Source organism: Arthrobacter sp. CC3 (genome assembly GCF_039907775.1).
In the GTDB taxonomy this organism is placed as follows: domain Bacteria; phylum Actinomycetota; class Actinomycetes; order Actinomycetales; family Micrococcaceae; genus Arthrobacter.
This window is the reverse complement of the sequence record NZ_JARCCY010000076.1, coordinates 1-11,138: the sequence shown is the minus strand read 5'-3', so window position 1 is coordinate 11,138 and position 11,138 is coordinate 1. Positions and strand designations below refer to the sequence as shown.

The 11,138-nt window shown below is 66.4% G+C and carries 10 protein-coding genes; 5 read left to right on the top strand and 5 right to left on the bottom strand.

The window, feature by feature from the left end; all coding sequences use genetic code 11:
• Positions 1-73: 73 nt before the first annotated feature.
• From PV761_RS23635 to PV761_RS23615, 5 genes are all read right to left on the bottom strand, one after another.
• A complete protein-coding gene (locus PV761_RS23635; RefSeq protein ID WP_347899966.1) occupies positions 74-397 on the bottom strand; it encodes a 2Fe-2S iron-sulfur cluster-binding protein in 324 nt (107 codons plus the stop codon).
• Between the two features lie 11 nt (positions 398-408).
• Positions 409-1,710, bottom strand: a complete 1,302-nt coding sequence (locus PV761_RS23630) for an FAD-dependent oxidoreductase (RefSeq protein ID WP_347899965.1) — start codon at positions 1,708-1,710, stop codon at positions 409-411.
• 40 nt (positions 1,711-1,750) lie between these two features.
• The gene (locus PV761_RS23625) at positions 1,751-3,037 is read right to left on the bottom strand and encodes a cytochrome P450 (RefSeq protein WP_347899964.1); all 1,287 of its coding nucleotides are present in this window, start codon (positions 3,035-3,037) and stop codon (positions 1,751-1,753) included.
• A gap of 106 nt (positions 3,038-3,143) precedes the next feature.
• Positions 3,144-3,911 carry an IclR family transcriptional regulator gene (locus PV761_RS23620; protein ID WP_347899963.1) on the bottom strand — a complete coding sequence of 256 codons (768 nt, stop codon included), beginning with the start codon at positions 3,909-3,911 and terminating at the stop codon, positions 3,144-3,146.
• A gap of 20 nt (positions 3,912-3,931) precedes the next feature.
• The gene (locus PV761_RS23615; protein WP_347899962.1) at positions 3,932-5,692 is read right to left on the bottom strand and encodes an FAD-dependent oxidoreductase; all 1,761 of its coding nucleotides are present in this window, start codon (positions 5,690-5,692) and stop codon (positions 3,932-3,934) included.
• Positions 5,693-5,824: 132 nt separating this feature from the next.
• Between PV761_RS23615 and PV761_RS23610 the strand changes: the two genes are divergently transcribed.
• From PV761_RS23610 to PV761_RS23590, 5 genes are all read left to right on the top strand, one after another.
• A complete protein-coding gene (locus PV761_RS23610; protein ID WP_028269101.1) occupies positions 5,825-6,610 on the top strand; it encodes an IclR family transcriptional regulator in 786 nt (261 codons plus the stop codon).
• 174 nt (positions 6,611-6,784) lie between these two features.
• Positions 6,785-7,546 (top strand): SDR family oxidoreductase, encoded by a 762-nt coding sequence (locus PV761_RS23605; protein WP_347899961.1) that lies wholly within the window; start codon positions 6,785-6,787, stop codon positions 7,544-7,546.
• A gap of 50 nt (positions 7,547-7,596) precedes the next feature.
• Positions 7,597-9,297 (top strand): FAD-dependent oxidoreductase, encoded by a 1,701-nt coding sequence (locus tag PV761_RS23600; protein ID WP_347899960.1) that lies wholly within the window; start codon positions 7,597-7,599, stop codon positions 9,295-9,297.
• Position 9,298: 1 nt separating this feature from the next.
• Positions 9,299-9,628 carry a Dabb family protein gene (locus PV761_RS23595; RefSeq protein WP_028269098.1) on the top strand — a complete coding sequence of 110 codons (330 nt, stop codon included), beginning with the start codon at positions 9,299-9,301 and terminating at the stop codon, positions 9,626-9,628.
• Between the two features lie 10 nt (positions 9,629-9,638).
• Complete coding sequence (locus PV761_RS23590) at positions 9,639-11,051, top strand: MFS transporter (RefSeq protein ID WP_347899959.1); 1,413 nt, start codon at positions 9,639-9,641, stop codon at positions 11,049-11,051.
• Positions 11,052-11,138 lie beyond the last annotated feature (87 nt).

The following is an 11,138-nucleotide window of genomic DNA, read 5'->3' as shown; positions in this document are numbered from 1 at the left end:
TACCCACGAAACGAAATTAACAGGTCAGGCCAGCGATTAAAAGACCCCTTCACCGAAACCTAACAAAGTACTACTAGTCCTCGGGTGCCAGGGTGACGGTTATTCCGTTGAGTTCCCGACTGAAGTCGAGCTGGCAGGAGAGCCTGGAGCCGCACTCCTGGTAGCCCTCGGCCTCCACGAGCAGCTCCAGTTCATCCTCGCTGCGCTCACCCAGCGTGTCGAAGGCCTCCCGCTCGAGGAACACGTGGCAGGTGGCGCAAGACGCTGTGCCGCCGCAGGACGCCAGGACGGGCAGGTCGTTGTCACGGAGGGCTTCCATCAGTGTCTGGTCCGGTTCCCATTCCAGGCGGTGCGTGGAGCCTTCGCGGTCGATGACGGTGAGTTTGTTGTTGCTCATGGGTGGTTCCTTTAGCTTCGGGCTGTTGCAGGATCAGCGTGGATGGGGGCGGGCGCGTTGAGTACCGCGCCGGTGAGCGTGGCCTCGGTGAGGGGAACCCGGGGATCCGCAGCCAGCGCCGGGTCCATCCGGTCTCCCCGGGCGATCAGTTTCCGGGCCGGCCGGAAGTCGGCCAGGCCGCCGATGGTGTCCACCGCGGAGACGCGGCCGTCCCGGAGATATACCACCGAGAAACTGCCGCCGGCGGGGTTGCCGCGCACGATCACATCGTCGTCCGGGCGGCGCACTCCGGCGGTCTGGAGCCTGACGCCATGCTGGACGGTCCAGAACCAGGGGATCTCCGGAACTGCTGCCGGCTGTCCGGTGATGTGGGCGGCAACCCTGTCTGCCTGCGCCTGCGCGTTCTGGATGCATTCCAGGCGCTGGCTGGCGCCGTCGATCGGGCTGGTGAACCGCGTGACGTCACCGGTGGCGTAAATGGCTGGATCAGACGTCACGCCGTGGCCGTCCACGAGGATGCCGTCACGGCACTCCAGACCGGCTTCCGCGGCCAGTTCCTGGTTGGGGATGACGCCGATTCCGGCCAGTACGACGTCGGCCTGGAAAACGTCGCCGTCGGCCGTGACCACCCGCTCGGCGCGGTGGTCCCCTTCAATGTCAGTCACCGCCGCACCAAAGACAAACCGGACACCGTGCCGCTGGTGGAGCTGTTCGAAGTGGCGCGATACCGGCGCTGACGTGACCCGGCTCATCACGCGGTCCTGGAACTCCAGTACCGTCACCTCGCAGCCCTTCGCGGCGGCCGCAGCAGCCACTTCCAGGCCGATGTACCCGGCACCGATGATGGCAACCCGGGCGCCGGCCACCAGGAGTCGCTTGAGCTCGAGGGCGTCGTCCCGTGTTCTCAGCGCCTGCACCCCGGGAAGGGCAGCGCCCGGCACGGTCAGGGCCCTCGCCCGCGAACCTGTGGCGATGACGAGCCGGTGGTAGGCGCGGCGGCTGCCGTCGGACAGCAGGACCGTCCGCCCCGCCCTGTCCACAGAGTCGACGGCGATGCCCGCAACACGGTCGATGCGCTTGTCCTGGTAGAACTTCTCCTTGCGCAGGACAGCGGACTCGTCCGGTGCACCGTCCTTCAGGAGTTCCTTGGACAGCGGCGGGCGTTCGTAGGGCGTCCCTTTCTCTGCTTCGAGCAGCAGGATGCCGCCTTCCCAGCCGCGGGCCCGGAGCCCAGCGGCCACTGCGACACCCGAGTGTCCGGCGCCTACGATTACCACGGGCGCAGCGGGCCCGGCCATCAGTTCATGTTTCATTGCTTCCCGGTTCATTGGTTTGCGCGTGTTCGCTTCCGGATCATGCATTGGTCTTCTCCACCAGCACATGGAGGTGTTCGGGGCCCGAGTTTGTCAGGTTATTGCCGAGCACGTATTCGATCGGTTTGTCGGGGTCCAGGTTGAGGGATCCCAGCTTTTCGGCGAGGAGCTTTACGGTCACCAGTACCTCAAGCCGAGCAAGGGGCGCGCCGAGGCAGCTGTGGACGCCGTGGCCGAAGCCCAGATGGCCGTCGGTGTTCCGGTCGATATCGAAGCGTTCTCCGTCGGGGTATTTGTTGCTGTCCCGGTTCGCTGCGGCGGGCAGCAGCCGGACGATGGCACCGGCCGGAATCGTCACCCCGGCAACCTCCACCTCCTCCGTAGTGATCCGGCTGGCCCGCTGCACCGTGCCGCGGTAGCGGGCAAGTTCTTCGACAAAGAGGCTCGCGTCGTCCGGGTTCCGGCGGATCCGTTCCAGCAATCCGGGCTGCTCGGTGAAGACGCGGAACGCGTTGGCCAGCAGGATGGTGGTGGTGTCGTGTCCGGCGACGAAGACAAAGGCACAGAGTTCCTTGGCTTCCTTTTCGCTGAGCAGGCCGTCCTTCCACATCCGGGCAATGTGGCCGCCCACGGAGTCGCTCTCCTCCCTGTGCAGGCGCTCCATGGTGTCCTTCAGATAGGCGAAGAACTCAAAGGTGCTCTGTTCGTCGGTTCCGGTGCCCTGGGCGTTGCGGGCCAGCCGGCCGAAATAGCTGAAGGTCTCATCGGACCAGAACTTCATCTTCTCGAAGTCCTCGGCCGGAACGTCGAGCAGGGCGCTGATGGTGGACATGCTGAGCGGGATCGCATAGTCGTCCACGGCGTCCCCGCCGCCGGCGGCGAGCATCGGGGCCAGGTACTTTTCGGCGTTTTCGCGAACCCGTTCCTCGAAGCGGGCTATGGCCTTCGGGATGAAGGCCTGCGCCACCACCTGCCGCAGCCTGGTGTGGTTGGGGGCGTCGAAGAGGGTCAGGAAGGTCAGCGGAACCGGGTCCACCACCTGGGAGGAGAAGACCTTGGGGGCGCGCATCGCCTTGCGTACGTCGTCGTAGCGGGAAATGAACCACACGTCCGATACGGGGGAATGGGCACGGAGCACGGGGGCGTGCTCCCGCATCCATTCATAGTGGGCATAGGGGTCCCCCTGCGTCCCGTCGTCGACCACCTTGAACGGGGCCATGCCCTCCGGCCAGCCCAGTTCATGCGAATACGGGGGCAGGTCCGGGGCCTCGACGAACGGGGCCACCGGAGCAGGTGCTGCTGAAATCTCTGTCGTGGCGGAAGACATCGTTGTCCTTCTTTCGGAGTTTTCAGACGTGATTTACGTCTCAGGCAACAATGCCGACCTGGCCCACGCCTGCCCCATAGGACTTCCGTTCATCGGTTGTGAAAGGCTAGCGCCGGGGCCCCCGGGCGGCCTTCAACGCCCGCGAAATCCCGTGCGCGGCAGTCAGCAGCGCAGGAACCGTCAGGGGAACGGCCGCTTCCTGCCGCGGAACAATGGCATTCAGCGCCGCGGCGATGCCGTTGTCCGGGCCGAAGACGGGCACGGCGATGCCGGTCCACTCCGTGACGCCAATTCCCGGCAGTGCCACATAGCCGCGCTGCCTGATTTCGGCCAGATGCTTCCGGATGAGGGCCGGGTCGGTGATGGACTCGGCGGTCACCGCCGGCAGCGGGCGCGCGAGGACCTCGTCCTGGAATGCAGGCGGAGAGTAGGCCAGCAGCACCAGCCCGGACGAGGCTGCGTGAACCGGCATCCGCTGGGCAATGTGGGCCGCGTCCAAGCTGGATTCCGGCGAGGACAGGCGCTCCACGTAGAGCACCGTCCCGTGGTCCAGGACGGCAAGGGTGGTGTGCTGATGCACGGCCGCCTGGACATCGTCCATGAACGGCAGTGCCAGCTCGCGGAGGTTCAGCGCACGCGACCCCCGCGCTGCCAGCTCCCACATCCGCATCCCGGAGCGCAGGTTCCCGTCCGGCAACCGCTCAATGAGGCCGTGCAGGACGAGGTCGTCCACGAGCCGGTGGGCTGTGGTCAGGGGCAGGCCCGCGCGGCGGGCGAGGCCGGAGAGCGTCATGGTGGGCAGGTCCCGGTCGAACGCACTCATGAGCCGCACGACGCGGCTGATGACGGATTCACCCGACGGTGAGTTAGCCATGGACGCCTCCGGCCGCTGCCCTAGAGTGCTGCAACGCTGGCGGCGCGGTCCGCGTCCCGGCCGGCCGCAAGCCTGGCGATGTCACGGCCCGCCCGGTAGCCGAACACGAGGGCCGGCCCGATATGCGAGCCGTATCCCGGGTAGCCGCCGCCAAAGACGCTGACAGCGGCCGCGCCGACGGCAAGGAGGCCGGGGACTGCCGCCCCGTCGGCGGTGACGACTTCCGAATGCTCGTTGACGCCGACGCCCGCGAAAGTACCGAGGTCGCCCATCTGGATCTTTGCGGCGAAATACGGGCCCTTGCCGACCGGGGCCAGGTTCGGATTCGGCTGGTGTTCAAGGTCGCCGCGGAAGTGGTTGTACAGGGTGGAACCCCGGCCGAACGCCGGATCCTCACCGCGCACGGCCGCCGGGTTGAATTCAGCCACGGTGGCCGCAAGGCCTCCGGCGTCGATGCCGAGCTTTCCGGCCAGCTCCGCCAGTGTGTTCCCCTTGACCAGGTATCCGGTCCGGTAGAAATAGCCGCGGGGCATCGGCCAGGGCTTGGCGTAGCCGATGCCGTATTTGTGCATCGTCTTCGCGTCGCCGATCACGTAGCCAAACGTCTTGTCCTCGTCCTTGTTGTGCCCGATCATCGCGCCGCCGAAGTCGTGGTAGCTCAGCGCCTCGTTACCGAAGCGCTTGCCGTGACGGTCGACGGCGATCAGGCCCGGCAGGCCGATGGCCCGGAGGTGCGGGAAGAGCCGCTCCTTGCCGCTGAGGTACTTGAACACCGTTACCGGGGCCCAGGAGCCCACACTGGACACGGAGTCATCAATCTGTCCGCCGGCACTGATCGCCAGGGTGGCGGCGTCCCCGCCGTGGCCCAGTGTCGGGGTGAAGTGGTCATCGCCGTCGGCGTCGTGCGGGAAGTACTGCTGACGCAGTCCCTTGTTGCCCGAGAAGCCGCCGGCGGCGAGGATCACACCGAGCCGTGCCGTCACCAGGCCGGCATGCTCTCCCCCGAGCACCGCTCCGGTGACGGTCCCGGCATCGTCACGGGTCAGAGACAGGGCGGGCGAAGACTTCCACAGCCGCACACCCAGTTGGTCGGCGCTCATGACCATGCGGGTCATCAGCGCGTTGCCGTTCGAACGCAGGACGGGACGCTTGTAGCGGGCGGCGTCGGCCCACGTGCGCAGCAGCTTCTTCGCCACATAAACGAACGATTTCACCGACTGGTTCACGTGGAAGAACTCGTTGATGTCGGGGCCCACCTGCGGCATGTAGCCGAACACCGTGTAGGAGCTCATGTACGGCTGCATCAGGAGCCGCTTGTCGCCCAGCACACGTGCGTCAACATCCTGCGGGAGGATCGCGCGGCCCGAGAGTTTCGCCCCGGGCAGGTCCATCTGGTAGTCCGGCGACTTTTCCGGGTAGGTGAACTTCACCTCGGTTTCGTCCTCGAAGAAGGAGATCGCCTCGGGCACCGTATCCAGGAAATCCCGGACGCCCGCCTCGTTGAACGTCTCCGGGGCCAGGTTCCTCAGGTACGTTTCGGCGTCCTCCCGGGTATCACCCTGCGCCACGCCCTGCTTATTGCCGGGGACCCACGCCCAGCCGGCGGAAATGGCCGTGGTTCCGCCAAAGTACTGCTCCTTTTCCGCAACAATTACCGTCAGGCCCTGCGACGCGGCCTTCAATGCGGCGGCCATCCCGGCCACGCCGGAGCCGATGACGAGGATGTCACAGACGGTGGTGCCCGCGGCCGGTGTCTTGTTCATGGTGCTTGCGGTGCTCATAAATCCTGCTCCATTCAGTCGGCCGTCCGCATCCTTGCGGCAGCCGGGTGGAAGGCTAAAGCCCCAGTAGACCCGGCGGTTCCGGCTGTTGGCAGGAGGATTACCATTGAGCGGGAATCCTGAGGAGGAACAGTGGCCAATTCCGCGTCCGGCGAGTCGATTATCGGCCGCTTCGTGAAAATCGTGAGTGCGTTCGACGACCGCCATACGTCCATGACGGTCGCAGAACTGGGCCGCCGCACCGGACTGCCCGTCACCACCACCTACCGGCTGGTCAACGACCTCCTCGCGGAACGGCTCCTCGAACGCGAACCCGGCGGAGACGTCCACATCGGAACCAGGATGTGGGAGCTCGTCTCCCGCGGGTCCAAAATGCTTGGACTGCGGGAGGCTGCGCTGCCGTTCATGGAGGACGTGCAGGCCGTGGTGCAGCACTCCACCACCCTCGGCATCCTGGATTCGGACGAGGTGCTGTACATCGAGCGGCTGGGCTCCGACAAGACCATCGTGGACATCACCAAAATTGCCGGCAGGCTGCCGCTGCACGCCACGTCCTCCGGCCTGGTCCTGCTGGCGCACGCTCCGGCCGCCTACCAGGACAGTTTCCTGGCCCGGCCCCTGACGAAGTTCACCGAGACCACCCTCACCGAACCTTCCCTGCTGCGCCGCCACCTGGCCGAGATCAGGCAGCGCGGCTTTGCCGCCATGCCGGGCGTGATCGTGCCCGAATCCAGCGGGATCGCCGTCCCCGTCTTCGGACCGGACAACAGCGTCCGCGCCGCGCTCAGCGTGGTGGTCCCGCGCAACGAGGAGAACACGCCCGCCAGGGTCCCCGTCCTCATGGCCGCTGCCCGGGGCATCTCCAGGGCCCTCGGCTGGCGCGGCGAGCTTAAAGGCACTCTTCGCCAGAGCCATTGAGCAGGGCCAGTTAGGAGAGCCTTTGAGCAGGGCAACTCAACAGGGCAACTTAACAGAGCCACTCAACGGCGCCTTTGCCGTTCATCGGTAATCCTGTGGTTCCAGTCACACCTCCCCTGCAACTCTGGCTAGGACGCAGCAATGAGGCTGCAGGAGTTACGAGGAGCACACCACATGAACACCACAGCGAACCGCGTGGCCGGCAAGACTGCGATCGTTACCGGCGGCCGCGGCGACCTGGGCAGCGCCACAGCCGCCCTGCTGGCTGCGCACGGCGCCGTCGTCGCCAGCCTGGACGTCGCCGGCATCCCGGCCGGCGCGTCCCATGCGAATATCAGCGAGTTCGACGTCGACGTCACCAGCGAGGACAGCGTCGCCGCTGCCATCCGCCGGGTCAGCGACGAACTGGGCACACCGGACATCCTGGTCAACGCCGCCGGAATCATCGGCCCCGCCGGAGCTTCCCACACCGCCTCGGTGACCGACTTCGACACGATCTTCAACGTCAACGTCAAGGGTGTCTGGCTGATGACCAAGCACGTGGTCCCCGGAATGATCGACAAGGGCGCCGGCAGCATCATCAATTTCTCCTCCATCCACGGCATCACGGGCGGGCGGAACGTGCCTCTTTACCACGCCACCAAGGGCGCCGTCCGGCTCCTGAGCAAGTCCGATGCCGCGGCCTACGGGGTTCACGGCATCCGGGTGAACTCCATCCACCCGGGCTCCATGGACACCCGGATGAGCCGCCGCTCCGCCGAGCAGTCGGAGATCGGCCCCGAGGCCTACTACAAGCAGCTCGTGGGCTCGAACCCCCTTCCCCGGCAGGGCAAGCCGGACGAAATCGCCTATGGCGTGCTGTACCTGGCCTCCGACGAATCCCGCTTCACCACAGGTTCCGAGCTCGTGATCGACGGCGGCTACACCGCCGTCTGAGGCACACCGGTTGCAGCACCCTCATCTTCTTTTCTTGAAAGGCAACACCCATGAAATTCGTTAATGGAACCGCAGCGGATAAGTACGACGTCGTCGTCGTCGGTTCCGGTGCCGGCGCCCTCACCGCCGCGGCCACCGCTGCCCGGGCCGGCAAATCGGTCGTCGTCCTGGAAAAGAGCGCCCTGCTGGGCGGGACGTCGGCCGTCTCCGGCGGCATGCTCTGGGTGGCGGACAACCACCACGCCCGCGAGGCCGGTATTGCCGACTCCAAGGAAGCGGCCGCAGAGTACGTTCGCGCCGTGGCCCGGGGACGCGGCCGTGACGAGTTGCTGGATGCAGCACTCACTTACGGCGACCGGATGCTCCGCTTCGTCGAAGACGAGTGCGGGCTCCGTTTCATCTTCCTCAACAACTTCCCCGACTACCGCCAGGACCTCCCCGGCGCCGTGGAAGGGGGCCGCACGGTGGAACCGGAGTTGTTCAACAGCCGGGAGGCCCTGGGCGACCTCAAGCAACATGTCCGCAGCGACGGCCGTGCCCCGTTCACCATGCAGGAATACGAGAACTGGGGCGCCTTCACCAAGTTCCCCTGGGACGCCCTCAGCCAGCGCCAGGAAAACGGCCTGGTCGCCAAAGGCCAGGCTCTCGTGTCCATGCTGCTCGCCAGCCTGGTCCGTGACGGGGCAGCGCTCGTCACCTGTGCCCGGGGGCACCGCCTGCTCACCGCCGGCGGCCGGGTGACCGGCGTCGAGCTTGAATCCGGTGAGCTGTTCCACGCGAACGACGGCGTGGTGCTGGCCACCGGCGGCTTCGAATGGGACAAGGCACTGGCCGACTCGATGCTCGCCTCGCGGCTCTACACGATGTGCTCGCCGCCTTCGAACACCGGCGACGGCCTGCGGATGGCACAGCGGATCGGCGGCCAGACCCGCGGCACCAGGGAAGCCTGGTGGGCACCCATGTCGGTCACCGGCGACACCCGCGACGGGCAGCCGATCGGCACCCTGCTGCGCTTCGAACGCCAGGGCCCGGGGTCGATCATGGTGAACCGACACGGCCGCCGCTTCGCCAACGAGTCGCAGAACTACAACGACCTCGCCCGGAGCCTGCAGTCCTGGGACTCCGCCGCGAACCGGACCCTCAACACTCCGGCCCACGTGATCGTGGACCACGCCTACATGGAGCGCTACGGCATCCTGGCCCACCGCGCCGGCCAGCCCGCCCCCGCCTACCTGACCGAAGCCGCAACGCTGGACGAACTGGCGGGGAAGATCAACGTGCCGGCAGAAAACCTCAGCGCCACAGTGGCCCGGTTCAACGAGTATGCCGTCAAGGGCGAAGACCCGGACTTCGGCCGCGGCGAAAGCGCGTACGACAAGTACTGGGGCGACGAGGACAACCTGTACCCGAACCCGTCCCTCGGACCGCTGCAGACCGGGCCCTTCTACGCCATGGAAGTGGTCAACGGCGCCTTCGGCACCAACGGCGGTGTGGCAACCGACGGCCTGGCCCGCGTGCTCGACGTCGACAACCACCCCATCGAGGGCCTGTTCGCCGCAGGCAACACCACCGAAAACGCCTACGCCGCGGGCTACCCGGGCGCCGGTGCCACCCTTGGACCGATCATGACCATGGGGTACCTGGCAGGGCGCACCATCGCCGGCCAATCCCCGGAGTACCGCCCTGCTGAACAGGCCACCGAACAGGCCGCCGAACAGGCCGGGCAAGCCATGGACCTGGTGGGAGCCTGAGATGATCCGCCACACCGTACTCTTCAAGTTCAAACCGGACTTCCCGCCCGCCGACAAGCAGGCCTGGATCGCCGGGCTCGGCCGGATGGCCGGGAATATCCCCGGCATGCTCAGCCTGACCCACGGCCCGGACGTGCTCAACACGGAGCGCTCCTTCGACTACGCCATTGTGGCCGATTTCGAAACCGTCGAGGACATCGCGGTGTACAACACCCATCCGCTGCACGAGCCACTGAAGGCCTACTCATTCCCCAACAGCCAGCAGATCCTGTCGGTGGACTTCCACCTCGGGGATTCCACACCGGCTGCCACTAAGACACCGACGTCTTAAGGAGATCCCCATGCACACCTCACCCGCAACACCGGGCGCAGCCCGGACAACACCGGGCCAGACCCGGCACGAGACCGCAGGCACTATCCCCCGTACTGCCCCACGGAAAACGCCAGCCAAGGCAGCCCTGGCATCATTCCTCGGCAGCACCCTGGAGTACTACGACTTCTTCATCTACGGGACCGCGGCAGCACTCGTGTTCCCGCACCTGTTCTTCCCCTCGGCGGACCCCGCCATCGGGCTGATCGGCGCCTTCGCCACCTTCGGCGTGGCCTACGTGGCCCGGCCAGTGGGCGGCCTGGTCATGGGCCATTTCGGTGACAAGCTGGGCCGGAAGAAGATCCTGCTGCTTACTCTCGGCATCATGGGCCTGGCCTCGCTCGGCATCGGCTTCCTGCCCACCTACGAACAGGTGGGCGTCTGGGCCCCGATCCTCCTCGTGGCCGGCCGGCTGGCACAGGGCTTCTCGGCCGGCGCGGAATCGGCCGGCGCCTCCACGCTCACGCTCGAACACTCGCCCGAAGGACGGCGCGGCTTTTTCACCAGCTTCGTGATGACCGGCTATGCCTCCGGCATGGTGCTGGCCACCCTGGTCTTCATTCCGGTCACCGCGCTCCCCCAGGATGCGATGCTGAGCTGGGGCTGGCGCATCCCCTTCTGGCTCTCCATCGTGGTGCTGGCCATCGCCTACTGGGTCCGGACCCACCTGGACGAAACACCGGTTTTCGAGGAAGCCCAGGAGAGCCGCCAAGTCGCCCCGATGCCCGTCAAGGAAGTACTCAGGTTCCAAGGCGCGGACGTGCTGCGTGTTGTGGGAATGTCGATCATGTCCGTCATGCAGACCATCTTCACGGTCTTCGGCCTGGCATACGCCACCTCCACGGCAGGTTTTGACCGGGGCTCCATCCTGACCGTCAACGCCGTCGCCATCGGCCTGTCCATGTTCGCCATGCCGCTGGCGGCCAGGCTGTCGGACCGGATCGGCCGCCGGCCGCTGCTGCTCACTGCCGCCTTCGGGTGCTCAGCCACGATCTTCCTGTATTTCCTGGCACTGTCCTCCGGGAACATCGTCCTGGTCTTCCTGGCGGCCTTCCTGAACATGACCGTGCTGTATTCGGGCTTCAACGGCATCTGGCCTTCGTTCTTCGCCGAACAGTTCGCCGCCCCGGTGCGCTACACCGGCATGGCGATGGGAAACCAGCTGGGACTCGTCCTGGCCGGCTTCGCGCCCATGATCGCCGGCATGCTCCTGACCCCGGGCGCCACCGGCTGGGTTCCCGTGGCGGTGTTCGGCACAGCCTGCATGCTCGTCGCAGCCGCCTCGGTGTACTACTCCCGCGAGACGTTCAAGACGCCGATCGAGGAACTGGGTGCTCCCTACCTGGCCGGTACCGCCCGCCGCACGGCGGCCGGGGGTTCCTAGTGGTGTGTCGCCAAAATAGTTTGTGGGTGCGCTGTTAAGCTGGGGCTATGACGAATCCGGCTCCTGCTTTGGTGGTTTCTGATGGTC

What these genes read in the sequence shown, in the direction of transcription:
- PV761_RS23635 (WP_347899966.1), bottom strand. Translation starts at nt 397, where the DNA reads ATGAGCAACAACAAACTCACCGTCATCGACCGCGAAGGCTCCACGCAC.
- PV761_RS23630 (WP_347899965.1), bottom strand. Translation starts at nt 1,710, where the DNA reads ATGAAACATGAACTGATGGCCGGGCCCGCTGCGCCCGTGGTAATCGTA.
- PV761_RS23625 (WP_347899964.1), bottom strand. Translation starts at nt 3,037, where the DNA reads ATGTCTTCCGCCACGACAGAGATTTCAGCAGCACCTGCTCCGGTGGCC.
- PV761_RS23620 (WP_347899963.1), bottom strand. Translation starts at nt 3,911, where the DNA reads ATGGCTAACTCACCGTCGGGTGAATCCGTCATCAGCCGCGTCGTGCGG.
- PV761_RS23615 (WP_347899962.1), bottom strand. Translation starts at nt 5,692, where the DNA reads ATGAGCACCGCAAGCACCATGAACAAGACACCGGCCGCGGGCACCACC.
- PV761_RS23605 (WP_347899961.1), top strand. Translation starts at nt 6,785, where the DNA reads ATGAACACCACAGCGAACCGCGTGGCCGGCAAGACTGCGATCGTTACC.
- PV761_RS23600 (WP_347899960.1), top strand. Translation starts at nt 7,597, where the DNA reads ATGAAATTCGTTAATGGAACCGCAGCGGATAAGTACGACGTCGTCGTC.
- PV761_RS23595 (WP_028269098.1), top strand. Translation starts at nt 9,299, where the DNA reads ATGATCCGCCACACCGTACTCTTCAAGTTCAAACCGGACTTCCCGCCC.
- PV761_RS23590 (WP_347899959.1), top strand. Translation starts at nt 9,639, where the DNA reads ATGCACACCTCACCCGCAACACCGGGCGCAGCCCGGACAACACCGGGC.